The sequence below is a fragment of the Enterobacter cloacae complex sp. 394I7 genome (genome assembly GCF_057320345.1).
Genome location: NZ_JBXWCR010000009.1, coordinates 41,188 through 66,778, shown reverse-complemented (window position 1 = coordinate 66,778; position 25,591 = coordinate 41,188). Strand labels below are relative to the sequence as shown.

Here is a 25,591-nt window from a genome sequence, read left to right as displayed (position 1 = left end):
GGGCCGCCTTTTCTTTTGCCGTTAACGCGGCTTTTTCTTCACCAGTACCGAATGGTCGTGCTGGCACTCATCCTGGTGACGACAGGCTTCTACCTCTACGCAGGCTGAACACAGGCCGTGCGCTTCAATCACGTTATGACGCAACGCAAAGCCCATTTTGGCTGCCAGCGTATGCATAATATCTTCAACGCCTTCCGCACCTTCTTCCTTCACGCTGCCGCAGCGATCGCAGATAAACATGGCCGACGTATGGGTTGGCTGATCGAACAGATGGCACAGCACATAGCTGTTTGTCGATTCAACTTTATGCACAAAGCCCTGTTCCAGCAGGAAATCCAGCGCGCGGTACACCGTTGGCGGTTTAGCCTGTGGCTCGCTTTCGCGCAGCAGATCAAGCAGATCGTACGCGCTGATCGCGCCCTGCTGCAGGCTCATCAAACGTAATACTTCAAGGCGCTGCGGAGTCAGGCGCACATTGCGTTGCACGCACAGCTTTTCTGCCTGCGCTAACAGCTCTTTTGTGGACTTATCCATTTAGCACCCCGGATGTTATAGGCTGGAAAACCCCCACTTTATCATGTTCTGCTAAAAACACCGAGATCCGCCAGGCTGTGCTATACCTGACGCAACGCAATCCGGGGAATAAACGATGAAAAGACCTGACTGTATTCGACACTGGCGCGACATAGAAGGCGCAGATGACTCAACCTATCCCGACAGTAGTGAACGTTTTTCCATTGGCGCACCGCTGGCGCGTAAGCTCGGTCTTGGACGCATTGGTATACACCATGAGCGTTTACCGCCAGGCCGACGGACCTCTTATCCACATGCTGAAAGCGACGAAGAAGAGTTTATCTACGTGCTTGAAGGCTACCCTGAAGCCTGGATTAACGGATATTTATGGAAACTTGAACCTGGCGACAGCGTGGGCTTTCCCGCCGGAACCGGGGTCTGTCATACCTTCATCAACAACACCGGCGAAGAGGTACGGCTTCTGGTGGTCGGTGAGGCCAACAAGAAGCATAACCGTATCTATTACCCGCTTAATCCGGAGTACGCCGCCACGCGCGAAGATCGCTGGGTAGACCACCCTCCTCAGTTTTTCGGACCGCACGATGGAAAACCTGGGAAAAAATAATTTCCTCTTCTATAAATATTGAGGGCCGTCACAAATAACAACAGGCCTGGCGGGAATTTAACTTAAGGAAATAGCGGGTCTTTTTGCACTTATTCACAGCAATAGTTCGTTCCTGTTTGGGAGATAACAGACAGGGGTTATTTAATAACAGACTATAAGACGAGCATACTGTGAAAAAACATTTTAAATTTTCGGTGGTTAGCATCGCTGTCTCCTTGTTTATGGCAAATCAGGCGGGAGCAGCCAATACCTGGACAGAATCACGTAGCGACGCCATGGGGGGCACGGGTGTCGCGGCCGGAAACTATGGCAGCGGGGCGTTAATCAACCCTGCGCTACTGGCGAAGGCGAAACCGGACGACGATGTGACGGTCATTTTACCGTCCGCTGGCGTGCAGGTGACCGATGAAGACAATCTTCAGGATGAGATTGATACCATCAACGATAAAATCAACCATTACAAAGACGTGGTTGATAACCTTACACCGATTGAGATCATTACCAACCCGTTAGGTTCCATCAACCAGTTCCAGGGCGCGGCGAAAGATCTCGCCGATGAGCTGGATTATCTCAAGGGCAAAACGGCACGCGCCACGGCGGGTGCGGGGATAGCCGTCAGTATTCCTAACGATGTCCTTTCCGTGGCCTTTATGGCTAAAGGCTATGCCCACGGACGCGTCAGTTCTTCTATTGATCAGCAAGATATTGATTACCTGCGCGGTATTCAACGCAGCGATGCGGTGGCTGCCGGCGTTGCACTGGACGCTGCACTGAACGGCACCGATCAAATCACGAAAAACCTCAACTCAACGGCGTCTGGCCGGGCGGCAATTGTCTCCGACTATGGTATCGCGGTGGCGCGTCAGTTCGAGCTTGGCGGTGTTCCGGTGTCTGTTGGCGTGACTCCAAAACTGCAAAAGACCTGGGTCTATAACTACACCACCTCCATTTACGATTATGACAGCAACAAGTGGAACGACAGTCGCTACCGTACTGACGACACCGGCTTTAACGTTGATGCCGGTATCGCGGCCGATTTTGGTGAGCACTGGACGGTCGGCGTGAGCGGGCAAAACCTGATGTCACGCGATATCGACACCAAAGACATTCGCATCCGCAACGGGCGCACGGGGGAGGTGGTGAGCTATAAAGACACCTACCAGATCCGCCCTCTGGTTACCGCGGGTGCCGCCTGGCATAACGATCTGGTGACGTTAACCGCCGATGGCGATCTGACGGAAACCAAAGGCTTCAAAAGCGAAGACACTTCTCAGTATGTTGGCGTAGGCGCCGAAGTGACGCCGCTGAACTGGCTGGCGGTGCGTGCGGGTTTCCGTGCTGACATGAAAGGTAACGACAGCAATGTCTTTACTGGCGGTGTCGGTTTTGCACCGTTTAACACGGTCCATGTCGACCTGATGGGCCTGTACGGTGAAGACGAGACCTGGGGCGCAGGCGCCCAGCTGAGCATGACCTTCTAAAGTGCACCGGAGGCGCTGCGCCTCCGGCTTTTCTTTGTGCTATAGTAGCGCCCCCTTTTCACCAGATGCTTAAAACTTCGCCATGTCGTCAGAATTACAGACTGCTTTCCCTGCACACCGTTTCTCCATTGCGCCGATGCTCGACTGGACGGACAGACACTGTCGCTACTTCCTGCGTCAGCTCTCCCGCCATACGCTGCTGTACACCGAAATGGTGACCACCGGAGCAATTATTCACGGAAAGGGCGACTATCTGGCCTACAGCGAAGAAGAGCATCCGGTTGCGCTGCAGCTTGGCGGTAGCGATCCCGCTGCGCTGGCGCAGTGTGCGAAGCTTGCAGAAGCGCGCGGCTATGACGAGATTAACCTTAACGTTGGCTGTCCGTCCGATCGTGTGCAGAACGGCATGTTCGGCGCGTGTCTGATGGGCAATGCATCGCTGGTGGCAGACTGCATCAAGGCGATGCGCGATGTGGTTTCCATTCCGGTGACGGTCAAGACCCGTATCGGCATTGACGACCAGGACAGCTACGAATTTCTCTGCGATTTTATCAATACGGTCTCCGGAAAAGGCGAGTGCGAGATGTTTATCATCCATGCGCGTAAAGCCTGGCTCTCCGGACTTAGCCCGAAAGAGAACCGTGAAATCCCGCCGCTGGACTACCCGCGCGTGTACCAGCTAAAACGTGACTTCCCGCAGCTCACGATGTCGATCAACGGCGGCATTAAATCGCTGGAAGAGGCCAAAACACACCTGAAGCATATGGATGGCGTAATGGTCGGGCGCGAGGCGTATCAAAATCCAGGCATTCTGGCGACGGTCGACAGGGAAATCTTTGGCGTTCAAGGCGCAGATACCGACCCGGTTGCCGTGGTACGCGCCATGTATCCCTACATTGAGCGTGAGCTGAGTAACGGGACGTACCTTGGTCATATCACCCGTCATATGCTGGGCCTGTTCCAGGGGATCCCGGGAGCACGCCAGTGGCGTCGCTACCTTAGCGAGAACGCGCATAAAGCCGGTGCAGACATCGAGGTGCTGGAACACGCGCTACGTCTGGTCGCTGATAAGCGATAATTTTCGCTAAAAGATCGTCAAATTCACCACGCCTCGCACACCCGTGCGGGGCGTTTTGCTTTAAGAACAGCGGGTTATGGTTGGCATGATTCTTGTAATGATCGCGGTATCATTTGGGAACGCGTGGGAGAGCACCATGTTAGAACTACTTTTTGTGATTGGCTTTTTTGTCATGCTGATGATGACGGGGATTTCCCTGCTCGGGATTCTGGCGGCTATCGTCGTGGCGACGGTGGTCATGTTTATCGGGGGATTATTTGCCCTGACGCTGAAGCTCCTGCCGTGGCTGCTGCTGGCCATTGCCGTGGTGTGGGTGATACGGGCGATTAAATCACCAAAACTGCCCACTTATCAGCGCAATAACCGTTTTCGTTACTAAGGTATTGAGGTGTTCGTCACATACCTGCAACTTTTCCAGCAGCATTGCTTAGAACAGAATAGGATTTACTTATCGAATCTGTCACTATGACTGCCGCTAAAGAATTCATCGAGCTGTACCCTACATACAGCCGAACTAAAAAAAGAAAGGGCTTCCCACGGGAAGCCCAATTTCTTTTTAGGGGTCAGGGAATTAACAGACTTGAACCCTGTGTCGCTCTGCTCTCCAGCACCTCATGTGCACGCCTGGCATCGGTTAGCGCGTATTTCTGCGCCTCCGCCACATCCACTTTAATCACACCGCTGGCGATCAGCGAAAAGAGCTCGTTGCTGGCCTCGATCAGCTCTTCCCGGTTAGTGATATACCCCTGCAGGGAAGGGCGAGTCACATACAGCGACCCTTTCTGGTTGAGAATGCCAAGATTAATGCCGGTCACGGCGCCCGAGGCGTTGCCGAAGCTCACCATCAGCCCGCGACGCTGCAGACAATCCAGCGACGCCTCCCAGGTATCTTTACCCACCGAGTCATAAACCACGCGCACCTTTTTGCCGTTGGTTATCTCTTTGAGGCGCTCAGCAATGCTCTCTTCACGGTAGTTAATCACCTGCCAGGCGCCGGCCTGAAGCGCGCGCTGGGCTTTTTGTGCACTGCCCACCGTGCCGATAAGTTTTGCACCGAGCGCTTTGGCCCACTGACAGGCGATCAGCCCCACGCCGCCCGCCGCGGCATGAAACAGGAACTGCTCGTCAGGTTTGATCTCATAGGTTTTGCGCAGCAGATAATAGACCGTTAGCCCTTTCAGGAATGAGGCGGCCGCTTGTTCAAACGAGATGGCATTTGGCAGAAGGGCAGCTTTATCGGCCGGCACGTTGTGCACGGAGCTGTAGGCACCCAGCGCGGATTGCGCGTACACCACGCGATCGCCCTCTTTAATATGCTTAACGGCGCTGCCCACTTTGAGCACGACGCCTGCCGCTTCCGTTCCCAGTCCGCTTGGCATGGAGGGAGGCGGATAGAGACCGCCGCGAATATAGGTGTCGATGTAGTTAATGCCGATGGCTTTGTTTTCAACCTGAACTTCGTTTTCACCAGGCGCTGCGGGGGTAAACTCCACCGCGTTTAACACTTCTGGCCCACCATGTTTCTGGAATTCAATGCGCGTTGCCATGCTCCCTCCGTCAGAAAAATATGGTAATCTTTCGACCCACTCTTTATCTCGGTAACTCCATTCACTATGGCAGGAAACAAACCCTTCAACAAACAGACTGAACCTCGCGAGCGTGATTTCCAGGTCGCAGGATTAAAAGTCCCGCCGCACTCGATTGAAGCGGAACAGTCGGTGTTGGGCGGTTTAATGCTGGATAACGAACGCTGGGACGACGTCGCCGAGCGCGTGGTGTCCGAGGATTTCTATACCCGTCCGCACCGTCATATCTTTACCGAAATGGCACGTCTGCAGGAGTCGGGCAGCCCGATTGACCTTATCACGCTCGCGGAATCGCTGGAGCGTCAGGGGCAACTGGACAGCGTGGGTGGGTTTGCTTACCTGGCGGAACTGTCAAAAAACACGCCAAGTGCGGCGAATATCAGCGCTTATGCCGATATTGTGCGCGAACGTGCGGTTGTTCGTGAGATGATCTCTGTGGCGAATGAGATCGCCGAAGCCGGTTTTGATCCGCAGGGGCGTACCAGCGAAGACCTGCTTGATCTGGCCGAGTCCCGCGTCTTTAAAATCGCGGAAAGCCGGGCAAATAAAGACGAAGGCCCGAAAAATATCGCTGATGTGCTTGATGCTACCGTCGCGCGTATTGAGCAACTGTTCCAGCAGCCGCACGACGGTGTCACCGGCGTGAACACCGGCTATGACGATCTCAATAAGAAAACCGCGGGTCTGCAGCCGTCAGATTTGATTATCGTCGCGGCGCGTCCCTCCATGGGTAAAACGACATTTGCGATGAACCTCGTCGAAAATGCGGCGATGTTGCAGGACAAGCCGGTTCTTATCTTCAGTCTTGAGATGCCATCAGAACAGATCATGATGCGTTCTCTGGCGTCGCTGTCGCGCGTGGATCAGACCCGTATCCGTACCGGCCAGCTCGACGATGAGGACTGGGCGCGTATCTCCGGCACCATGGGTATCCTGCTGGAAAAACGGAATATTTATATCGATGACTCCTCCGGCTTGACGCCGACGGAAGTGCGCTCCCGTGCGCGCCGTATCGCCCGTGAACATGGCGGCATTGGCCTTATCATGATTGACTACCTTCAGCTGATGCGCGTGCCGTCGCTGTCCGACAACCGTACGCTGGAAATCGCAGAGATTTCCCGCTCGCTCAAGGCGTTAGCCAAAGAGTTGCATGTGCCCGTGGTGGCGCTGTCGCAGCTTAACCGCTCCCTGGAACAACGTGCTGATAAGCGCCCGGTCAACTCCGACCTGCGTGAATCGGGCTCCATCGAGCAGGATGCCGACTTAATCATGTTCATCTACCGTGACGAGGTTTATCACGAGAACAGCGACCTGAAAGGGATCGCCGAAATTATTATTGGTAAACAACGTAACGGCCCTATCGGTACGGTACGTCTGACCTTTAACGGACAGTGGTCGCGTTTCGACAACTACGCCGGTCCTCAATATGATGATGAGTAATTTCTAAGGAATTCAAATGCAAGCGGCAACTGTAGTCATTAACCGCCGCGCTCTGCGACACAACCTGCAACGTCTGCGTGAACTGGCTCCCGCCAGTAAACTCGTTGCAGTCGTGAAAGCGAACGCTTACGGACACGGTCTTATTGAGACCGCGCGAACGCTCCCCGATGCCGACGCCTTTGGCGTCGCCCGTCTTGAAGAAGCCATCCGCCTGCGCGCGGGTGGGATCACTCAACCGATTTTGCTGCTGGAAGGCTTTTTTGAAGCGGCAGATCTGCCGACCATTGCAGACCAGCATCTGCACACCGCGGTACATAACGAAGAACAACTCGCGGCGCTGGAAACCGCCGAGCTGAGTGAGCCGGTCACCGTCTGGATGAAGCTCGATACCGGCATGCACCGTCTGGGCGTGCGCCCGGAAAAGGCGGACGCGTTTTATCAGCGTCTGTGTCAGTGCAAAAACGTCCGTCAGCCGGTGAATATCGTGAGCCACTTTGCCCGTGCCGATGAACCCGAGTGTGGCGCGACCGAGCAGCAGCTGGATATTTTTAATACTTTCTGCGAAGGCAAGCCAGGAATGCGCTCCATTGCCGCGTCTGGCGGTATTTTGCTGTGGCCGCAGTCGCACTTCGACTGGGCGCGTCCAGGCATTATTCTTTACGGCGTCTCTCCGCTGGAGAACAGACCCTGGGGGCCGGATTTTGGTTTCCAGCCGGTAATGTCCCTTGTGTCTAACCTGATTGCCGTGCGCGATCACAAAGCGGGTGAACCCGTGGGCTACGGCGGAACCTGGATCAGCGAGCGCGACACACGCCTTGGCGTGGTGGCGATGGGCTATGGCGACGGTTATCCCCGTGCGGCGCCGTCCGGCACGCCGGTACTGGTCAATGGCCGTGAAGCGAACATCGTGGGCCGCGTGGCGATGGACATGATCTGTATTGACCTCGGGCCAGATGCGCAGGATAAACCGGGTGATGACGTGGTGATGTGGGGTGAGGGTTTGCCTGTTGAACGCATCGCTGAAATCACAAAAGTGAGTGCTTACGAACTTATCACGCGCCTGACATCAAGGGTTGCGATGAAGTACATCGACTAACAGACCTTTCCAGGGAGGGGTAATGTCACCATCCGAAATGGCCGCTTGTCTGGCTTATGCCCTCTCGGTCTGGCTGGCTGCCAGAAACAGTATTCACACGTGGTGGATAGGCATCATCGGCAGTGGGCTTTATGGCTGGGTCTTTTATTCGGTTCAGCTTTACGCTGACGTTACCCTGCAGCTCTTTTTCATCATCACCAGCATCACCGGCTGGGTGCACTGGCTCAAAGGTCATCGCGGGGAGGTATTGCCCGTTCGGCGTACCCCGCCCAGACATTTCTTCATCCTGCTCGCCTGCGCCCTGCTGGTGGCCGCGGGTTATGGCCTGATCTTGCATCGCTACACTAACGCCTGGGCCCCCTGGGTGGACTCCGTTATTTTGACATTCAGCGTGCTTGCACAGTTTATGTTAATGGGGCGACGCCTGGAGAACTGGTACGTCTGGCTGGCTGTAAACACGCTGGCGGTACCGTTATATGCGATGAGAGATCTGCATTTGACCGCGGGTTTATATCTGGTGTTTTGGTTTAATGCCTGGCACGGTTTATATCAGTGGCGTAAGGAGATTCGCACCCAGTGAAGCCTTATCGCGACGGTCTGGTTGTGGGCAAATTTGCGCCATTACACGTGGGGCATGAAGCGCTGATAAATGCTGCGCTGGCCCAGTGTGAGACGGTCTATATCATCAGTTATTCGCGTCCGGAAATCCCGGGTTATGACCCCGACAAGCGCCTTCACTGGTTAAGCGCGCGCTTCCCGCAATGTCATCACCTTGTGCTGACGCCGGAGGTCATCGCGACCCATGCGCTTGAACCACCGCCGAATAATGATGTGGATGCCGATCTTCACCGGCATTACGTGGCAACGCTGTGTGAAAAAATACTTCACTGCCAGCCACAGGCCGTATTTACCGCCGAAGACTACGGCGACGGATTTGCGGGGGTGTTAAGCCAGCGTTTTGGCAAGCAGGTTACGCATGTCCGCCTCCAGCGTCCGAAAGGGCCTGATGCGCCCTCGGGAACCCTGATACGTTCTGACGTCCATCGCTACCGCACGATGATGTCCCCGGAGGTCTACCGTAGCTTTGTCTTTCGGATTTGTTTATTGGGGGGCGAATCGACAGGAAAAAGCACGCTTTCCCGCGCGCTGGCGACGACGCTCAACGCCCCATTTGTCGCCGAGTTTGGCCGAGAATACTGGGAAGAGAAGAACGGCGTGCTGGGATGCGACGATCTGCTGCATATTGCCCGCGAGCAGGTGCGTCGTGAAGCGATGGCCAGCACGGCTCCCTTCCTGGTTTGCGATACCTCGCCCTTAACCACGCTGTTTTATATGCTCGACCAGTTTGACAGCGCGCCACGCGAGCTAGAGGAATTAGCCGGGCGCGCATATTCTCTGGTGGTGCTCTGTGGCGATGAGTTTCCTTTTGTTCAGGATGGTACCCGTCAGGGGGCTGCATTCCGCCAGCGACAACAGGCATGGTACATCCGCGCGTTAACAGACAGAAATATCCCCTATCTGCCTGTTTCTGGTTCGCTTGCTGAACGCATTGAACAGATTCGACGACATCTGCAGGAACGGATCTGATATCGCTCTCGATCTTCTGTCATATCCGGTTTATTGTTGAAATCCCTGCCTCATCGAATTCCGGAGAATCATCGCGTGTTTCAGAAAGTTGACGCCTATGCCGGCGACCCCATTCTCTCCTTAATGGAGCGTTTCAAAGAAGATCCTCGCAGCGACAAAGTTAACCTCAGTATTGGTTTGTATTACAACGAGGAGGGCATTATTCCTCAGCTGCAAGCTGTGGCAGAAGCGGAAGCGCGTCTTAACGCCGTCCCGCACGGGGCCTCGCTCTATCTGCCAATGGAAGGGTTAAACAGCTACCGCAACACCATTGCGCCGCTGCTGTTTGGTGCCGATCACGCCGTGCTGACACAAAAACGGGTGGCGACCATCCAGACGCTGGGTGGTTCGGGCGCATTAAAAGTTGGCGCTGACTTTCTGAAAAAATACTTCCCGGATTCTGGTGTGTGGGTCAGTGACCCGACGTGGGAAAACCACGTGGCGATTTTTGAGGGTGCGGGCTTTACGGTGCAGACCTATCCGTGGTTTGACAGCGAAACCAACGGTGTGCGCGTTGACGCGCTGCTGGAAAAACTGAATACGCTGCCGGAGCGCAGTATTGTTCTGCTGCATCCGTGCTGCCATAACCCGACCGGTGCAGATCTGACTAATGCCCAGTGGGATGCGGTAATCGACGTGCTGAAGACGCGTAACCTGATCCCCTTCCTCGACATCGCCTATCAGGGCTTTGGCGCGGGCATGGAAGAAGATGCCTACGCTATCCGCGCCGTTGCCAGCGCCGGACTGCCTGCGCTGGTCAGCAACTCGTTCTCAAAAATCTTCTCCCTGTACGGTGAGCGCGTCGGCGGCCTGTCAGTGGTCTGTGAGGACGCTGAAGCGGCCGGGCGAGTGCTCGGACAGCTGAAGGCGACCGTGCGCCGCATTTACTCCAGCCCGCCAAACTTTGGTGCGCAGGTAGTCGCCACGGTGCTGGGTGACGATCGGCTGAAAGCGTCGTGGCTCGCCGAAGTGGAATCTATGCGCAAGCGCATCCTGACGATGCGTCAGGAGCTGGTCGATGTGCTGAAAGAGGCCGTCCCAGGGCATAATTTTGACTATCTGCTTAAGCAGCGTGGGATGTTCAGCTACACCGGCCTCAGCGCGGCTCAGGTCGATCGCCTGCGTGAAGAGTTCGGCGTCTACCTGATTTCCAGCGGCCGTATGTGCGTGGCGGGGCTTAATGCCAGCAACGTTCATCGTGTTGCGCAGGCGTTTGCTGCAGTGATGTAAGCGCTCACTATCATCCCTCTCTCCCTGCGGGAGAGGGCCGAGTGAGAGCATCAGGACGCACAAAAATCTTGCCCGGTGGCGCTGCGTCTACCGGGCCTTCAGACCTCATCCGCGCTTTGTGATCTTCTTCTTTTTATTCAGCTTCATAAGTAAAAACTCCTTCCCTTCATCTCCCCCCGGGGTTATGGTCGGATAGTTTTTTGACCATTCACTCAAAATAAAACGATAACAAACTGAATATTCAGGGGAAAACATGCGCAAGATCACACTGGCGCTCAGCGCCGCCTGCTTATTGTTCTCGCTAAATAGTGCCGTCGTGGCGCGCGCTTCCGCACCGACGCCGCTTTACACCGGCACAACAGCCGCCATGCTTGCCGAGCAGGCACCTGTTCACTGGGTATCCGTAGCCCAAATCGAAAATAGCCTGTTAGGGCGCCCGCCAATGGCTGTAGGCTTTGATATCGACGATACGGTCCTGTTTTCCAGCCCGGGATTCTGGCGGGGCAAAAAAACCTACTCACCGGACAGCGAAGCGTATCTGAAGAACCCCGAGTTCTGGGAAAAGATGAATAACGGCTGGGACGAGTTCAGCATTCCTAAAGAGGTGGCGCGCGCGCTTATCGCCATGCACGTTAAACGCGGTGACAGCATTTACTTTGTGACCGGACGCAGCCAGACCAAAACCGAAACCGTCTCTAAAACGCTGCAGGATGATTTTCAGATCCCGGCTTCCAGCATGAATCCGGTTATTTTTGCCGGCGACAAACCCGGCCAAAACACCAAAACCCAATGGCTGGAACAGAAGAACATCAAAGTCTTCTATGGCGATTCAGATAACGATATCACCGCCGCGCATGACGTCGGAGCCAGAGGGATCAGGGTGTTACGCGCCTCAAACTCTACGTATCGACCGTTGCCAATGGCCGGAAAGTTTGGCGAAGAAGTAATTGTTAATTCTGAGTATTAACCGCCGGGCGGCGAGGCTGCCTCTTTTTTAATCAAATCTCGCCGCTGTGGGTTTTACCTTTCGCTTTCTTGCTGCACACTTAGAAAGATTCATCTTTCATAACGGAGCAGCACATGTGGTATCAACAGACCCTGACCTTAAGCGCGAAACCTCGTGGATTTCATCTGGTGACTGATGAAGTCATTGGGCAAATTCGCGACCTCTCGCGCATCAGGACGGGGTTACTGCATCTGCTGCTTCAGCACACGTCAGCCTCTCTCACGCTTAATGAAAATTGCGATCCCACCGTCCGGTCTGACATGGAGCAGCATTTTCTCAAAACCGTTCCGGACAACGCCCCTTATGAACATGACTATGAGGGAGCAGATGACATGCCGTCGCATATCAAATCCTCTCTGCTGGGCGTATCGCTGATGCTGCCGGTGCACAATGGTCGGTTACTGCTGGGAACGTGGCAAGGGATCTGGCTGGGAGAACATCGTATTCACGGTGGTTCGCGTAAAATTATCGCAACGCTACAAGGGGAATAAAGATGACAATTTCGGAGCTACTTCAGTACTGCATGAGTAAACCTGGCGCGGAGCAAAGCGTTCACAGCGACTGGAAAGCCACGCAGATTAAAGTGGGGGATATTCTGTTTGCGATGGTGAAAGAGGTTGAGGGTCGCCCGGCGGCGTCGCTGAAAACCAGCCCGGAACTGGCGGAGCTGTTACGCCAGCAGCACCATGACGTCCGGCCAAGCAAGCATCTCAACAAAGCGCACTGGAGCACCGTTTATCTCGACGGTTCACTGCCGGGTTCGCAAATTTACTATCTGGTGGACGCGTCTTATCAGCAGGCGGTAGAGCTGCTGCCGGAAGCGACCCGACAGCAACTCTCCGTGTGACAATTACAGCAACGGTTTGAGGAAGCGCGCGGTGTGCGAGGCTTCGCACTCTGCCACGGTCTCTGGCGTACCGGAGACGAGGATTTCACCGCCGCCGCTGCCGCCTTCCGGGCCGAGATCGACAATCCAGTCCGCGGTTTTAATCACGTCCAGGTTGTGTTCAATGACCACAATTGTGTTGCCCTGATCGCGAAGCTGATGCAGAACATCAAGCAGCTGCTGGATATCGGCAAAGTGCAGACCGGTGGTCGGCTCATCGAGAATGTACAGCGTCTGGCCGGTACCGCGTTTGGAGAGCTCACGCGCCAGCTTCACGCGCTGTGCTTCACCGCCAGACAGCGTGGTGGCAGACTGCCCCAGACGAATATAGGTCAGGCCCACATCCATTAGCGTCTGCAGCTTACGCGCCAGCGCAGGGACCGCGTCAAAGAATTCACGCGCCTCTTCGATGGTCATATCCAGCACTTCGTGGATGGTTTTGCCTTTGTACTTAATCTCCAGCGTTTCGCGGTTATAGCGTTTGCCTTTGCACTGGTCGCACGGCACGTAAATATCCGGCAGGAAGTGCATCTCAACCTTGATAACCCCGTCTCCCTGGCACGCCTCACAGCGTCCGCCGCGCACGTTAAAGCTGAAACGTCCTGGCGTATACCCGCGTGAACGCGCTTCCGGCACACCTGCAAACAGTTCACGTACGGGTGTGAACACGCCCGTATAGGTGGCAGGGTTGGAACGCGGAGTCCGCCCGATTGGACTCTGATCGATATCGATCACTTTATCGAAATGCTCCAGCCCCTGGATGTCACGGTACGGCGCCGGTTCGGCCAGCGTCGCGCCGTTCAACTGCGTCTGCGCAATCGGGAACAGCGTATCGTTGATCAGCGTCGACTTACCGGAACCGGATACGCCGGTGATACAGGTAAACAGCCCAACCGGCAGCGTCAGCGTCACATCTTTCAGGTTGTTGCCGCGAGCACCGGTCAGCTTCAGCACTTTTTCCGGGTTCGCCGGTACACGCTGTTTCGGCACTTCAATCTTGCGCTTGCCGCTCATGTACTGGCCGGTCAATGACTCCGGCACCGCCATAATATCTTTCAGCGTTCCTTCCGCGACCACCTGGCCGCCGTGTACGCCAGCGCCCGGGCCGATATCGATAACGTGGTCAGCGGCGCGAATCGCGTCTTCATCGTGCTCAACCACAATCACCGTGTTACCGAGATTACGCAGGTGGACAAGCGTGCCGAGCAGACGCTCGTTGTCACGCTGGTGCAGGCCGATTGAGGGTTCATCCAGCACATACATCACGCCGACGAGGCCTGCGCCAATCTGGCTCGCGAGGCGGATACGCTGAGCTTCGCCACCGGAGAGGGTCTCTGCGGAGCGGGAAAGCGTCAGGTAATTCAGGCCGACGTTCACCAGGAACTTCAGACGATCGCCGATCTCTTTCAGCACTTTTTCCGCGATTTTCGCGCGCTGGCCGGAGAGCTTCAGGTTGTTGAAGAAGTCCATCGCGTGACCGATGCTCATGTCTGAGATGGTCGGCAGCGCCGTGTTTTCAACAAACACATGGCGAGCTTCACGGCGCAGACGCGTACCTTCACAGGTCGCACAGGAACGGTTGCTGATAAACTTCGCCAGCTCCTCGCGAACCGCGCTGGATTCGGTCTCTTTGTAGCGGCGCTCCATATTATGCAGCACCCCTTCAAATGGGTGACGGCGCACGGAGGTATCACCGCGATCGTTCATGTACTTGAACTCGATGTTCTCTTTGCCGGAACCGAACAGCACCACTTTGTGCACGTTCGGGTTCAGGCTGGCCCACGGGGCCTCGACGTCGAATTTGTAGTGCTCTGCCAGCGACTTCAGCATCTGGAAATAGTAGAAGTTGCGGCGATCCCATCCGCGGATCGCACCGCCAGCCAGCGACAGCTCCGGGTTTTGGATCACGCGGTCCGGGTCAAAATATTGCTGTACGCCCAGTCCGTCACACGTCGGACAGGCGCCCGCCGGGTTGTTGAACGAGAACAGACGCGGCTCCAGCTCGCGCATGCTGTAACCACAAATCGGACAGGCAAAGTTGGCGGAGAAGAGCAGCTCTTCCGCTTTCGGGTTGTCCATATCGGAGACCACGGCCGTACCGCCAGAGAGTTCCAGCGCGGTTTCGAAGGATTCGGCCAGGCGGGTCGCCAGATCGTCACGGACTTTGAAACGGTCAATCACCACTTCGATGGTGTGCTTCTTCTGCAGCTCCAGCTTAGGCGGATCCGACAGGTCACACACTTCGCCGTCGATACGGGCGCGGATATAGCCCTGGCTTGCCAGATTCTCCAGCGTTTTGGTGTGCTCGCCCTTACGCTCTTTAATGATGGGAGCCAGCAGCATCAGGCGTTTACCTTCCGGCTGCGACAGCACGTTATCCACCATCTGGCTTACGGTCTGCGCGGCCAGCGGGACGTCGTGATCCGGGCAGCGCGGCTCACCCACGCGTGCATACAGCAGACGCAGGTAGTCATGAATTTCGGTAATCGTACCAACCGTTGAACGCGGGTTATGCGAGGTGGATTTCTGCTCAATGGAGATAGCAGGTGATAACCCTTCAATATGGTCTACATCCGGTTTTTCCATCAGTGACAGGAACTGACGTGCGTATGCAGAGAGTGACTCCACGTAACGACGCTGTCCTTCGGCATATAAAGTGTCGAAAGCCAGTGAGGATTTGCCAGACCCCGAAAGCCCGGTCACGACGATGAGTTTGTCGCGAGGGATTATGAGGTTGATATTCTTGAGATTGTGGGTGCGGGCGCCCCGAACTTCGATCTTATCCATTCACCTTTCCCGGTTGGAACACGGATTGCCTGGTTTGTTTGAAGGACAAACGGCTGTCAGAAACGGCTAATTATGACACAAAATGACCTGTTTGAATATACAGTATTGGAATGCATTTTCTGATTCACTGTGTAACAATGTCGAGTTCGCGAGAGATTTCGGAACCGACTACGCAACTATGCAAATTGCAGCGTGGAAATGGTACACTCGCGCGTTTACACTATTAAGAAACGTATTCAGGAGACACGAACATGGCCAGCAGAGGCGTAAACAAGGTGATTCTCGTCGGTAATCTGGGCCAGGACCCGGAAGTACGCTACATGCCGAGTGGTGGCGCAGTTGCCAACATTACGCTGGCTACTTCCGAATCCTGGCGTGATAAAGCGACCGGTGAGATGAAAGAGCAGACCGAATGGCACCGCGTTGTGCTGTTTGGCAAACTGGCGGAGGTGGCTGGTGAGTATCTGCGTAAAGGTTCACAGGTTTATATTGAAGGCCAGCTGCGTACCCGCAAATGGACCGATCAAGCCGGCGCTGAGAAGTACACCACGGAAGTTGTGGTTAACGTGGGTGGCACCATGCAGATGCTCGGTGGCCGTCAGGGCGGTGGCGCACCAGCAGGTGGCGGTCAGCAGCAGCAGGGCGGTTGGGGTCAGCCTCAGCAGCCACAGGGCGGCAACCAGTTCAGCGGTGGCGCGCAGTCTCGCCCACAGCAGCAGTCCGCGCCAGCACCGTCTAACGAACCCCCAATGGACTTCGACGACGATATTCCGTTCTGATATCCGACGGTTTAAAATAAAAAACCCAGACCTCGGTCTGGGTTTTTTTATTCATCTCAGGGATCAGGTAATCACCATCGGCCAGTCTGGCGGGGTATGGCTCATGGCTTCCACCATGACCACTTTAATATTTTCCCAGACGGCAGCGAGATCCAGCAGGGTGATGCCAAGCAGGCCCGTTGCGAACCAGCATGCTGCGCCCAACCCCAACAGGGTGCTGATGACAGCAAGGCCAGCATAGTCAGATTTACGAAACTGAATGTTTAGCGTGCTGGCCAGGAACATCAGCACCGCACTTAACAAAGGCCAGCGCAGGAGAACCATGCTGGTAGTAATGGTTGCCATAAAACCCATCCTCAACAAAGCAGACGAACTGAATGAAACAGTGTTTCTCGTTACACAATATGTGTGAACTATATCACATTTGCTGATTTATTCGCCAGCCTCAGACGGGTGAAAAAAGCAGGAATTATCACAGCCAGGCGTCGCACGAGGATTGAGGGGAAAATATATCTTTGCACGCTAATGACCCCCTTTTATCGCTTCCAGGTAATAAATTCATTGAGATAACAAAACCTCTGCAAATTGAGGTGTGCTGTAGAACGTTTACAGCAACAACCCTTTGGATTATGCTTGAGTGGATAAATAAATTTACTCGCATTCTATAATTCAGGTTTTTGAATTTTATTGGGTTTTTCTCTTTGTACGTTTTTAATTACACACAACGTCTCGCACTCCAGCTGTGCTGATATTCAGCATCCTGCTCTGGCTCGCCGATTTTTGAATCTGAAGAAAGTTGCGTCCGGTTTAACGCTTAATAATCTGCGAAAAAAATGAAAGAAAAACGACGTGAGATTGTTAATGACAGCCTGCGGGCGTTGCATGCGCTGGCAGATCTGATGCCCCAGCTTCACGCCCATTGTTCGCTGAGTGAGATGCTTGAGACGATCAACCGGGCCTTCGGGGCAAGCCTGGCCTGGATTAGCGTTGATACTGACGGGCTACAGCGCGTGGTCTGTGCCGGTGAAGTGACCTGTCACTCATTTGAGGTGGCCGATTTTCTTGCCGGTACCCTGCTGGAGAAGCATCACCGTGCGTGGCGGGTCGTCTACTGGAAAGAGAATATCGGCCGCGCATTATTCTCCGCTCATCATCCTGGCTATTCGCAATTGCAAAGCGGGGTGTTATGTAAGCTTTCAACCCATAACGGACAAGGCAGCGGCTATTTCTTTCTGGCGTTTGCTGAGCCGTTATATTCTCTGGCCATCCTGAAAAGTATTGTTGCGGTGCTGGTCGAAAAATTAAAAGACTATTTTTCAGAAATTATCGTTCGTGAAAAAACAGCGCAGGAAATGCAGCGTGTGGTGACCCAATATAAAACCCTGTTTGAACGAGCGCCTGTTTTAATGAACTCATTCGATAAATTTAACCGCTGCGTGCTGTGGAATGCTGAGTGTGAAAAAGTGTTTGGCTGGACAATGGCGGAGATCAGCGCCCATGCCGATCCGCTCTCACTGTTTTACCCCGACCCGGAAGAGCGGCGACGGGTCAGGGAGTCGGTAAATGTCTCGCCGCTAAAGGATATGTACGAGTGGCATCCACTGCGTAAAGACGGTACGCCGTTGACGGTTTTGTGGTCAAACATTCTGCTGCCGGACAGCTCAGTCCTGAATATCGGGCTTGATATTACCGAGCGTAAAAAAGCCGAACAGCAACTGGAAGTGAAAGCCACCACGGACGATCTTACCGGGTGTTTTAACCGTTCAACCATTTTACAGCAGCTGGAATCCGCGCTGGCGGCAAATGCCAGGCAGGATGCTGACAGCCATTTTTGCGTGCTCATGTTTGACCTTGATTTTTTCAAACAGATCAACGATCGGTGGGGGCATCAGGTGGGCGATCGGGCGCTTATCCACTTTTGCCAGGCTATCCGTGAGTTAAGCCCCGAGAACGCTGCGCTTGGCCGTGTGGGCGGCGAGGAGTTTTTGCTCCTGCTGGCACGAACCGACGGCAACGCGGGCGCCCTTTTTTCGGCGAGGCTACGTACTGCCCTCAAAACCAACCCGCTCGTGGTGGGAGAGAAAAAGCTGGTGCTGTCATTCAGCGCCGGGGCGGTGGAGGTTTGCCAGGGCCAACGCGATACTTCAGGATTACTGATGCGTGCCGATAAAGCATTATATGACGCCAAGCGTACGGGTCGGGGGAAAACGGTGGTGGCTGCTGATTATTTATAAATCAAAAAACAAAATACGCGCGAGTAAATAGCATAAAATGTCATGTTGCCGTTGTTGTTTTTTCACACTGCCAGAAGTTTGGCTTAATCAACGATCCTCTGTTGTGTTATCTTCAAACCTCCCGTACCCGCTGGATAATTATTTTCCTTAATTGAAACGGAACGAATACTTACAGTTTAGCTTACGGGAAAATATTATCGTCATAACGAAAATTAAGATTTTTAATACTAAAAGTCAGTTGCTAACTTCGCATGATTCATGCAACGTAATCACCTGTTAAACAAAGCATCCGGCCTTCATTACTACAGGCGTACAACATGCAGGGATATAGGGCGGGAAATGAATCGTAGCGCGCGGCGCAAGATGCTCAGGGTGGTAGGGATCATCATGGTAGTTATGCTGCCGGTGATGCTTGCGCTATGGTTTGCCCAGATAAGAGCCGTGTCGGAAACAAGCGCCCAGCTACGCACCTTTGCTGAACTGGCGTTAGACAAAACAGAGCTGGTAATTCAACAGGTTGATCTGGCCCGCGACGAGGCTGAAAAATATCAGGGTGAGCGTTGTACACCAGAACATCGCCAATATATGTTGAACGTTGTTCGCGGTCGTCTGTTTGTTGCGGATTTAATTTATGCAGAAGGTCAGAATTTTCTTTGTTCGACCGTTTTTACACCCGCCAAACCTTATCTGATATCCACGGCTAATTACACACGTAAACCTGACGTTGCTATCTATTATTATCGCGATACGCCATTTTTTACTGGCTATAAAATGACATATATGCAGCGCGGAAATTATGTTGTGGTGGTCAATCCGCTTTCCTACAGCGAAGTAATGTCGACAGATCATTCCCTTTCGTGGGGGGTATACGACACGGTAACGAATGCATTCTTTTCCGTCAGTCAGCGCGCGAATGTTTCTTTATTAAGTTCGATGATTCGGGATAAGGAATCGGTATTTCAAAAAGATAACCGTTTTTATACGGTCGTCAAATCCCCAAAACGGCCTATTGCCGCTATCGTGTCGACGTCGAATAAACGTTTTTATGAAATGCTTTATCACCAGGCGACGTTGACGCTACCGCTGGGGATGATCTGCAGCATAATTATTTTGCTGGTGTGGTCTCGCACCCATCGTGAACTCAATTCTCCCGGGCGGTTACTGCAGCGAGCGCTCAATAAACGCCAGCTTTGTGTCCACTATCAGCCGATTATTGATATCAAGAACAACCAGTGCGTGGGAGCCGAGGCGTTATTACGCTGGCCTGGCTTTAACGGACCGGTCATGAGCCCGGCTGAATTTATTCCGCTGGCGGAAAAAGAGGGCATGAGCGAGCGAATTACGGATTATGTTGTCGAAGAGGTATTCAGCGATCTGGGCACATTCCTGGCAACGCATCCGCATCTCTATATTTCGATTAACCTGTCGGCCACGGATTTCCACTCTTCACGGCTGATCGCCATGATTTCGGACAAGGCCCGACACTACGCCGTGCGTGCGCAGCAAATTAAAATCGAAGTCACGGAGCGCGGTTTTATTGATGTCCCTAAAACCACTCCGGTTATTCAGGCGTTCCGTCAGGCGGGTTACGAAGTGGCGATTGATGATTTTGGAACGGGTTACTCTAACCTGCACAACCTTTATTCGCTGAATGTCGATATTCTGAAAATCGACAAATCCTTTATCGACACCCTAACAACCAACAGCACCAGCCACCTTATCGCCGAGCATATTATTGAGATGGCACAAAGCCTGCGGCTTAAAACCATTGCGGAAGGGGTGGAAACGGCAGAACAGGTGAGCTGGTTGTTGAAACGTGGCGTTCAGTTCTGTCAGGGATGGCACTTCGCGAAAGCGATGCCGCCCCAGGAGTTTATGACCTGGCAGCAGCAACCTTTGCATTGAGAGCCATTAATTCAACTGGTGGCGATAGTCGCTCGGTGTGCGGTCAAACTCGCGGCGAAACACGCGGGAAAAGGTTTGTTGCGACACATATCCCAGATCCATCGCGATATCAAAAATGGGCCGCTGCGTTGAGCGTAAGGCCTGCGCTGCCAGCAGCAGTCTGCGCTGACGAATGTACTCACCCAGCGTCTGGTGCATAACGGTACGGAACATTCTCTGTAAATACCATTTCGAATAGCCGGATTTTTTAGCGACCACATCAATGTTCAACGGTTGGTCGATATGTTCATCAATCCATTCAATAAGTGTCTGAATAATTTGCTGATGCGACATAAGGTTGCCCCTCTGTAGATACAACTGCCCTGGTTGATTCGTCGTTTTCTCTGCGGGCGAGTATAATTCCTCAAGTTAACTTGAGGTAAAGAGGTTTTATGGAAAAGAGATTGCCGCGAATTAAAGCGTTGTTAACCCCCGGCGAAGTGGCGAAGCGAAGCGGCGTTGCGGTGTCGGCGCTCCACTTCTATGAAAGCAAAGGGTTAATTAAAAGCATCCGAAACGCCGGAAACCAGCGACGCTACACGCGTGACGTGCTCCGTTATGTCGCGATTATCAAAATTGCCCAACGAATCGGAATCCCCCTGGCCACCATCGGCGATGCGTTCGGCGTGCTGCCGGAAGGGCACTCTCTCAGCCCGAAAGAGTGGAAAGAGCTTTCCTCTCAGTGGCGTGAAGAGCTGGATCGACGCATTCACACGCTGGTAGCGCTGCGTGATGAACTGGACGGATGTATTGGCTGCGGCTGTTTGTCGCGCAGTGATTGTCCGTTGCGTAACCCGGGCGACAGGCTGGGTGAGCAGGGGACAGGGGCGCGGTTGCTGGAGGAAGACTGAGATGCGGCAGAAAACCGCACCTCATACCGCACCTCATAAAGAACTAAAGCGCCACAAAAGGGCGCTTTAGTTTTTCCCGGTCTTTGTCTTTCACTCTATCCCGCTGGTTCACGGGAGGGTTTCCCCCGACATCAGCACCCCTCATGTCGAGCGTGTTGGGGAGGTTCCGGATTGTGCTGACACTTTAATTCTATGCAAGACCCGTCTTTTCGCCAGTCGGTCAGGCCGTTTTTTAGGCGAATTTTTTTCGCGGTGTTGTTCGATTTTCTATAGTTAAAAAGTATGAATAAAAGGAGAACACAATGCTCACGGTACACCACCTGAACCAGTCCCGCTCACACCGTGTGATCTGGGCGCTGGAAGAACTTTCCCTGCCCTATGAGATTGTTCGTTACCAGCGCGAAAAGAGCATGCTGGCGCCTGAGTCGCTCAAAAAAGTGCACCCGCTGGGCAAATCGCCGGTTATTGAAGATAACGGCCTGATCCTCGCCGAGTCGGGGGCCATCCTCGAATATCTTCAGGAAACCTACGATCCTGAGTCGCGGCTTAAGCCTCTGGATCCTGCGCATAAGGTGCAGTACCGCTTCTGGTTGCACTATGCCGAAGGTTCGCTAATGCCGCTGCTGTTGATGAAGCTGGTTTTCAGTAGCCTCGGTAAGCCGCCCGTGCCGTTTGGTATCCGCACGTTGGGTAAAGCGCTGGGGCAGGGAGTGCAAAAAGCGTATCTCAACCGCCAGCTTGAAACCCATGCACGCTTTATTGAGTCGCATCTTGCCGAAAACAGCTGGTTTGCCGGCGACGCGCTCAGCATGGCGGATATTCAGATGAGCTTCCCGATTTTTGCCCTGCTGGCGCGCGGTGGCATCGATAACCTCCCGCATACCCAGGCCTGGAAGAAAAAAGTGGAGAGCAGCCCTGGCTGGCAAAAAACGCTGGAGCAAGGTGGCCCGTTATCGATTCCGGGTGGGGAGTGAAATGTAAACAAATTGCGCACAGACGATAACGTTTGCGCATCCTCTGTTTATTTCTTCAGCGTCATAAGGGAATTTTAGCGAAAAACGATAAAGTTCAGTTGAAAAGGGCGGGGATTAGGCTAGATAATCGTTTGCCTTAATTTGACCACCCGTTTGTAAGCGCGGAGCTAAACGTTTGCTTTTTCTGTGACGCCCCTTTCGTCGCAAATGCAAAACACGGATTTGACGTTTAGCTGGCAGTGGCGTCTCCACCACGCTTACGGACTTTCTATAAAAACTCTCAGGGGATGTTTTCTATGTCTACGCCATCTGCGCGTACTGGCGGTTCGCTTGACGCCATCTTTAAAATTTCGGCTCGCGGCAGCACCGTGCGTCAGGAAATCGTTGCCGGTCTGACCACGTTTCTGGCGATGGTTTACTCCGTCATTGTCGTTCCGGGTATGCTGGGTAAAGCGGGCTTCCCGCCGGCTGCTGTCTTTGTTGCTACCTGTCTCGTGGCGGGCGTTGGCTCCATCGTGATGGGCCTGTGGGCGAACCTGCCGCTGGCGATCGGTTGTGCAATCTCGTTGACCGCCTTTACCGCTTTCAGCCTGGTTCTGGGTCAGCACATCAGCGTACCGGTTGCGCTCGGTGCCGTGTTCCTGATGGGTGTACTGTTTACCGTTATCTCCGCCACCGGCATCCGTAGCTGGATTTTGCGCAACCTGCCTCACGGCGTGGCGCATGGCACCGGCATTGGTATCGGGCTGTTCCTGCTGCTGATTGCCGCAAACGGCGTCGGCCTGGTGATCAAGAACCCGCTGGACGGTCTGCCGGTGGCGTTGGGGCACTTCGCGAGCTTCCCGGTCATTATGTCCCTGATCGGTCTGGCGGTAATTATTGGTCTGGAAAAACTGAAAGTCCCGGGCGGCATTTTGCTGACCATTATCGGGGTGTCCATTGTTGGCCTGATTTTCGATCCTAACGTTCACTTCTCCGGGATTTTCGCCATGCCGTCGCTGAGCGATGACAAAGGCAACTCTCTGATTGGCAGTCTGGATATCATGGGGGCATTGAACCCGGTGATCCTGCCAAGCGTGCTGGCGCTGGTGATGACCGCGGTGTTTGATGCAACGGGTACCATCCGTGCCGTCGCGGGTCAGGCGAACCTGCTGGATAAAGACGGTCAGATTATCGATGGCGGCAAAGCGCTGACCACCGACTCCCTGAGCAGCGTCTTCTCGGGTCTGGTGGGCGCGGCTCCGGCTGCGGTGTATATCGAGTCCGCTGCGGGTACGGCGGCAGGCGGTAAAACTGGCCTGACGGCCATTACCGTTGGCGTGCTGTTCCTGCTGATCCTGTTCCTCTCTCCGCTCTCCTACCTGGTGCCGGCCTACGCGACCGCACCTGCGCTGATGTACGTTGGTCTGCTGATGCTGAGCAACGTGGCGAAAATCGATTTTGCTGATTTTGTGGATGCGATGTCAGGCCTCATCACGGCGGTCTTTATCGTGCTGACCTGTAATATCGTTACCGGCATCATGATCGGTTTCGCGTCGCTGGTGATTGGGCGTCTGGTCTCCGGCGAGTGGTGCAAGCTGAACATCGGCACCGTTGTGATTGCCGTCGCGCTGGTGGCGTTCTACGCGGGCGGCTGGGCAATCTAAGTTGTCCATTGATGCGAAAACGGGTGGCTCAGGCCGCCCGTTTTTATTTTCAGGACTCATCCCGTTGTCTTTTGCGTTACTCTGGGGAAGATAGAATAACAGGCACGACGCCTTAGGTTTGGCTTTTAAGAAACACAGCAAACAGGGAACGCATGGAAATCTTCTTCACAATACTCATCATGACTCTTGTGGTCTCGCTATCCGGGGTAGTCACACGCGTACTGCCCTTTCAGGTCCCCCTGCCATTAATGCAAATTGCCATCGGCGCGCTGCTGGCGTGGCCGACGTTTGGCCTGCACGTGGAGTTCGACCCCGAACTGTTCCTCGTGCTGTTTATTCCGCCGCTGCTGTTTGCCGATGGCTGGAAAACGCCCACGCGTGAATTCCTTGAGCACGGGCGAGAGATATTAGGTCTGGCGCTGGCGCTCGTGGTGGTCACGGTGGTCGGGATTGGCTTCCTGATCTACTGGGCGGTACCGGGCATTCCGTTAATTCCGGCCTTTGCGCTGGCCGCGGTGCTGTCACCAACCGATGCCGTGGCGTTGTCCGGCATTGTCGGTGAAGGCCGTATTCCGAAGAAAATCATGGGGATTTTACAGGGTGAGGCGCTGATGAATGACGCCTCTGGCCTGGTTGCCCTGAAATTTGCCGTGGCCGTCGCGATGGGCACGATGATCTTTACCGTAGGCGGCGCGACCCTGGAATTCTTCAAGGTGGCGATTGGCGGTATCCTGGCCGGGTTTGTGGTGAGCTGGCTGTATGGTCGTTCGCTGCGCTTCCTCAGCCGCTGGGGCGGCGATGAACCGGCGACACAGATTGTGCTGCTGTTCCTTCTGCCGTTTGCCTCTTACCTGATTGCCGAACATATCGGCGTGTCGGGCATTCTGGCGGCGGTGGCGGCGGGGATGACCATCACCCGCTCCGGCGTAATGCGCCGCGCGCCGCTGGCCATGCGCCTGCGTGCGAACAGCACCTGGGCGATGCTGGAATTTGTCTTTAACGGGATGGTGTTCCTGCTCCTGGGCCTGCAGTTGCCGGGCATCATGGAATCCTCGCTGGTGGCGGCCGAGGCCGACCCGAACGTCGAAACGTGGATGTTGTTCACCGATATCGTGCTGATCTACATGGCGCTGATGCTGGTGCGTTTCGGCTGGCTGTGGACGATGAAAAAATTCAGCATGCGCTTCCTGACGAAAAAACCGATGGAGTTCGGCTCGTGGACCACGCGGGAGCTGCTGATTGCTTCTTTTGCTGGCGTTCGCGGGGCGATTACGCTTGCCGGTGTGCTGTCCATTCCGCTGCTGCTGCCCACGGGCGATGTCTTCCCGGCGCGCTATGAACTGGTGTTCCTGGCGGCAGGGGTGATTCTGTTCTCACTGTTTGTCGGCGTGATAATGCTGCCTCTTCTGCTGCAGCATATTGAGACGGGTGACTCGACTCAGCAGCATAAAGAGGAGCGTATTGCCCGCGCGGCGACCGCCGAAGTGGCGATTGTGGCCATTCAGAAGATGGAAGAACGTCTTGCGGCGGACACGGAAGAGAACATCGACAACCAGCTGCTGACTGAAGTGAGTTCGCGCGTGATTGGTAACCTGCGTCGTCGTGCCGATGGCCGCAACGATGTGGAAAGTTCGCTGCAGGAGGAGAACCTGGAGCGCCGGTTCCGTCTGGCGGCGCTGCGCTCAGAGCGTGCCGAGCTGTACCATCTGCGCGCCACGCGGCAAATCAGCAATGAGACGCTGCAAAAACTGCTGCACGATCTGGATTTGCTGGAAGCCTTGCTGATAGAGAATCAGTAGCCCGTGCGGG

The 25,591-nt window shown here is 54.4% G+C and carries 24 protein-coding genes; 19 read left to right on the top strand and 5 right to left on the bottom strand.

The genetic code is table 11. The features are described 5' to 3' along the window. Positions 1-21: 21 nt before the first annotated feature. On the bottom strand, positions 22-534 hold the full coding sequence (zur, locus tag AC2FAP_RS21290) for a zinc uptake transcriptional repressor Zur (protein ID WP_014168206.1): 513 nt from the start codon (positions 532-534) through the stop codon (positions 22-24). A 115-nt stretch (positions 535-649) separates the two neighbouring features. On the opposite strand from zur, the gene AC2FAP_RS21285 reads away from it, so the two are divergent. The 4 genes from AC2FAP_RS21285 to pspG all read left to right on the top strand — a co-directional run bounded on the left by AC2FAP_RS21285 (position 650) and on the right by pspG (position 4,076). Continuing rightward, positions 650-1,138, top strand: a complete 489-nt coding sequence (locus AC2FAP_RS21285) for a cupin domain-containing protein (RefSeq protein ID WP_020882843.1) — start codon at positions 650-652, stop codon at positions 1,136-1,138. 221 nt (positions 1,139-1,359) lie between these two features. Next, positions 1,360-2,619, top strand: coding sequence for a conjugal transfer protein TraF (locus tag AC2FAP_RS21280; RefSeq protein ID WP_153853120.1), 1,260 nt, complete (start codon positions 1,360-1,362; stop codon positions 2,617-2,619). An 82-nt stretch (positions 2,620-2,701) separates the two neighbouring features. Beyond that, positions 2,702-3,697 (top strand): tRNA dihydrouridine(20/20a) synthase DusA, encoded by a 996-nt coding sequence (gene dusA / locus AC2FAP_RS21275; protein WP_183516912.1) that lies wholly within the window; start codon positions 2,702-2,704, stop codon positions 3,695-3,697. Positions 3,698-3,833: 136 nt separating this feature from the next. Further along, positions 3,834-4,076 (top strand): envelope stress response protein PspG, encoded by a 243-nt coding sequence (gene pspG, locus AC2FAP_RS21270; protein WP_020882842.1) that lies wholly within the window; start codon positions 3,834-3,836, stop codon positions 4,074-4,076. A 184-nt stretch (positions 4,077-4,260) separates the two neighbouring features. Here pspG and AC2FAP_RS21265 read toward each other — a convergent pair whose 3' ends face one another. After that, entirely contained in the window at positions 4,261-5,244 is a 984-nt protein-coding gene (locus AC2FAP_RS21265; protein WP_014168211.1) for a quinone oxidoreductase, read from the bottom strand. Between the two features lie 66 nt (positions 5,245-5,310). Here AC2FAP_RS21265 and dnaB point away from each other — a divergent pair, with 66 nt between their 5' ends. The 8 genes from dnaB to AC2FAP_RS21225 all read left to right on the top strand — a co-directional run bounded on the left by dnaB (position 5,311) and on the right by AC2FAP_RS21225 (position 12,528). After that, complete coding sequence (dnaB, locus tag AC2FAP_RS21260; protein ID WP_008503375.1) at positions 5,311-6,723, top strand: replicative DNA helicase; 1,413 nt, start codon at positions 5,311-5,313, stop codon at positions 6,721-6,723. 16 nt (positions 6,724-6,739) lie between these two features. Then, entirely contained in the window at positions 6,740-7,819 is a 1,080-nt protein-coding gene (alr, locus tag AC2FAP_RS21255) for an alanine racemase (RefSeq protein WP_050737729.1), read from the top strand. 22 nt (positions 7,820-7,841) lie between these two features. Beyond that, positions 7,842-8,399 (top strand): nicotinamide riboside transporter PnuC, encoded by a 558-nt coding sequence (gene pnuC / locus AC2FAP_RS21250; RefSeq protein ID WP_025206391.1) that lies wholly within the window; start codon positions 7,842-7,844, stop codon positions 8,397-8,399. Then, positions 8,396-9,406, top strand: a complete 1,011-nt coding sequence (locus tag AC2FAP_RS21245) for an AAA family ATPase (protein WP_279258780.1) — start codon at positions 8,396-8,398, stop codon at positions 9,404-9,406. Before pnuC ends, AC2FAP_RS21245 begins: the two co-directional genes overlap by 4 nt. A gap of 75 nt (positions 9,407-9,481) precedes the next feature. After that, complete coding sequence (gene tyrB, locus AC2FAP_RS21240) at positions 9,482-10,675, top strand: aromatic amino acid transaminase (RefSeq protein WP_032679391.1); 1,194 nt, start codon at positions 9,482-9,484, stop codon at positions 10,673-10,675. A gap of 253 nt (positions 10,676-10,928) precedes the next feature. Further along, positions 10,929-11,642, top strand: coding sequence for an acid phosphatase AphA (gene aphA, locus AC2FAP_RS21235; protein WP_014168217.1), 714 nt, complete (start codon positions 10,929-10,931; stop codon positions 11,640-11,642). Between the two features lie 113 nt (positions 11,643-11,755). Continuing rightward, positions 11,756-12,172 carry a secondary thiamine-phosphate synthase enzyme YjbQ gene (locus AC2FAP_RS21230; protein WP_014168218.1) on the top strand — a complete coding sequence of 139 codons (417 nt, stop codon included), beginning with the start codon at positions 11,756-11,758 and terminating at the stop codon, positions 12,170-12,172. Positions 12,173-12,174: 2 nt separating this feature from the next. Then, positions 12,175-12,528 (top strand): MmcQ/YjbR family DNA-binding protein, encoded by a 354-nt coding sequence (locus tag AC2FAP_RS21225; RefSeq protein ID WP_014168219.1) that lies wholly within the window; start codon positions 12,175-12,177, stop codon positions 12,526-12,528. Between the two features lie 3 nt (positions 12,529-12,531). Here AC2FAP_RS21225 and uvrA read toward each other — a convergent pair whose 3' ends face one another. Next, positions 12,532-15,354 (bottom strand): excinuclease ABC subunit UvrA, encoded by a 2,823-nt coding sequence (gene uvrA / locus AC2FAP_RS21220; RefSeq protein ID WP_014168220.1) that lies wholly within the window; start codon positions 15,352-15,354, stop codon positions 12,532-12,534. Between the two features lie 251 nt (positions 15,355-15,605). Between uvrA and ssb1 the strand changes: the two genes are divergently transcribed. After that, positions 15,606-16,133 (top strand): single-stranded DNA-binding protein SSB1, encoded by a 528-nt coding sequence (ssb1, locus tag AC2FAP_RS21215; protein WP_020882840.1) that lies wholly within the window; start codon positions 15,606-15,608, stop codon positions 16,131-16,133. A gap of 63 nt (positions 16,134-16,196) precedes the next feature. Here ssb1 and AC2FAP_RS21210 read toward each other — a convergent pair whose 3' ends face one another. Next, positions 16,197-16,478 carry a YjcB family protein gene (locus AC2FAP_RS21210; RefSeq protein WP_020882839.1) on the bottom strand — a complete coding sequence of 94 codons (282 nt, stop codon included), beginning with the start codon at positions 16,476-16,478 and terminating at the stop codon, positions 16,197-16,199. Between the two features lie 488 nt (positions 16,479-16,966). Between AC2FAP_RS21210 and AC2FAP_RS21205 the strand changes: the two genes are divergently transcribed. Together AC2FAP_RS21205 and AC2FAP_RS21200 are read left to right on the top strand one after the other, a co-directional pair. Beyond that, a complete protein-coding gene (locus AC2FAP_RS21205) occupies positions 16,967-18,367 on the top strand; it encodes a sensor domain-containing diguanylate cyclase (RefSeq protein ID WP_044857504.1) in 1,401 nt (466 codons plus the stop codon). A gap of 339 nt (positions 18,368-18,706) precedes the next feature. Beyond that, positions 18,707-20,272 carry an EAL domain-containing protein gene (locus AC2FAP_RS21200; protein WP_063858548.1) on the top strand — a complete coding sequence of 522 codons (1,566 nt, stop codon included), beginning with the start codon at positions 18,707-18,709 and terminating at the stop codon, positions 20,270-20,272. A gap of 6 nt (positions 20,273-20,278) precedes the next feature. Here AC2FAP_RS21200 and soxS read toward each other — a convergent pair whose 3' ends face one another. Then, on the bottom strand, positions 20,279-20,605 hold the full coding sequence (soxS, locus tag AC2FAP_RS21195) for a superoxide response transcriptional regulator SoxS (protein WP_013095071.1): 327 nt from the start codon (positions 20,603-20,605) through the stop codon (positions 20,279-20,281). Positions 20,606-20,703: 98 nt separating this feature from the next. Here soxS and soxR point away from each other — a divergent pair, with 98 nt between their 5' ends. From soxR to AC2FAP_RS21175, 4 genes are all read left to right on the top strand, one after another. Next, entirely contained in the window at positions 20,704-21,162 is a 459-nt protein-coding gene (gene soxR, locus AC2FAP_RS21190) for a redox-sensitive transcriptional activator SoxR (RefSeq protein WP_014168225.1), read from the top strand. Between the two features lie 302 nt (positions 21,163-21,464). Then, positions 21,465-22,136 (top strand): glutathione S-transferase family protein, encoded by a 672-nt coding sequence (locus AC2FAP_RS21185; protein WP_025206386.1) that lies wholly within the window; start codon positions 21,465-21,467, stop codon positions 22,134-22,136. Positions 22,137-22,432: 296 nt separating this feature from the next. Beyond that, a complete protein-coding gene (ghxP, locus tag AC2FAP_RS21180; RefSeq protein WP_449541541.1) occupies positions 22,433-23,782 on the top strand; it encodes a guanine/hypoxanthine transporter GhxP in 1,350 nt (449 codons plus the stop codon). A gap of 152 nt (positions 23,783-23,934) precedes the next feature. Further along, positions 23,935-25,581, top strand: coding sequence for a Na+/H+ antiporter (locus AC2FAP_RS21175; RefSeq protein WP_014168228.1), 1,647 nt, complete (start codon positions 23,935-23,937; stop codon positions 25,579-25,581). The last annotated feature ends 10 nt before the right edge of the window (positions 25,582-25,591 follow it).

Excerpts from the sequence above, each read along its gene's own strand:
- zur (WP_014168206.1), bottom strand. The coding sequence starts at position 534 with ATGGATAAGTCCACAAAAGAGCTGTTAGCGCAGGCAGAAAAGCTGTGC.
- AC2FAP_RS21285 (WP_020882843.1), top strand. The coding sequence starts at position 650 with ATGAAAAGACCTGACTGTATTCGACACTGGCGCGACATAGAAGGCGCA.
- AC2FAP_RS21280 (WP_153853120.1), top strand. The coding sequence starts at position 1,360 with ATGGCAAATCAGGCGGGAGCAGCCAATACCTGGACAGAATCACGTAGC.
- dusA (WP_183516912.1), top strand. The coding sequence starts at position 2,702 with ATGTCGTCAGAATTACAGACTGCTTTCCCTGCACACCGTTTCTCCATT.
- pspG (WP_020882842.1), top strand. The coding sequence starts at position 3,834 with ATGTTAGAACTACTTTTTGTGATTGGCTTTTTTGTCATGCTGATGATG.
- AC2FAP_RS21265 (WP_014168211.1), bottom strand. The coding sequence starts at position 5,244 with ATGGCAACGCGCATTGAATTCCAGAAACATGGTGGGCCAGAAGTGTTA.
- dnaB (WP_008503375.1), top strand. The coding sequence starts at position 5,311 with ATGGCAGGAAACAAACCCTTCAACAAACAGACTGAACCTCGCGAGCGT.
- alr (WP_050737729.1), top strand. The coding sequence starts at position 6,740 with ATGCAAGCGGCAACTGTAGTCATTAACCGCCGCGCTCTGCGACACAAC.
- pnuC (WP_025206391.1), top strand. The coding sequence starts at position 7,842 with ATGTCACCATCCGAAATGGCCGCTTGTCTGGCTTATGCCCTCTCGGTC.
- aphA (WP_014168217.1), top strand. The coding sequence starts at position 10,929 with ATGCGCAAGATCACACTGGCGCTCAGCGCCGCCTGCTTATTGTTCTCG.
- AC2FAP_RS21230 (WP_014168218.1), top strand. The coding sequence starts at position 11,756 with ATGTGGTATCAACAGACCCTGACCTTAAGCGCGAAACCTCGTGGATTT.
- AC2FAP_RS21225 (WP_014168219.1), top strand. The coding sequence starts at position 12,175 with ATGACAATTTCGGAGCTACTTCAGTACTGCATGAGTAAACCTGGCGCG.
- uvrA (WP_014168220.1), bottom strand. The coding sequence starts at position 15,354 with ATGGATAAGATCGAAGTTCGGGGCGCCCGCACCCACAATCTCAAGAAT.
- ssb1 (WP_020882840.1), top strand. The coding sequence starts at position 15,606 with ATGGCCAGCAGAGGCGTAAACAAGGTGATTCTCGTCGGTAATCTGGGC.
- AC2FAP_RS21210 (WP_020882839.1), bottom strand. The coding sequence starts at position 16,478 with ATGGCAACCATTACTACCAGCATGGTTCTCCTGCGCTGGCCTTTGTTA.
- AC2FAP_RS21205 (WP_044857504.1), top strand. The coding sequence starts at position 16,967 with ATGAAAGAAAAACGACGTGAGATTGTTAATGACAGCCTGCGGGCGTTG.
- AC2FAP_RS21200 (WP_063858548.1), top strand. The coding sequence starts at position 18,707 with ATGAATCGTAGCGCGCGGCGCAAGATGCTCAGGGTGGTAGGGATCATC.
- soxS (WP_013095071.1), bottom strand. The coding sequence starts at position 20,605 with ATGTCGCATCAGCAAATTATTCAGACACTTATTGAATGGATTGATGAA.
- soxR (WP_014168225.1), top strand. The coding sequence starts at position 20,704 with ATGGAAAAGAGATTGCCGCGAATTAAAGCGTTGTTAACCCCCGGCGAA.
- AC2FAP_RS21185 (WP_025206386.1), top strand. The coding sequence starts at position 21,465 with ATGCTCACGGTACACCACCTGAACCAGTCCCGCTCACACCGTGTGATC.
- ghxP (WP_449541541.1), top strand. The coding sequence starts at position 22,433 with ATGTCTACGCCATCTGCGCGTACTGGCGGTTCGCTTGACGCCATCTTT.
- AC2FAP_RS21175 (WP_014168228.1), top strand. The coding sequence starts at position 23,935 with ATGGAAATCTTCTTCACAATACTCATCATGACTCTTGTGGTCTCGCTA.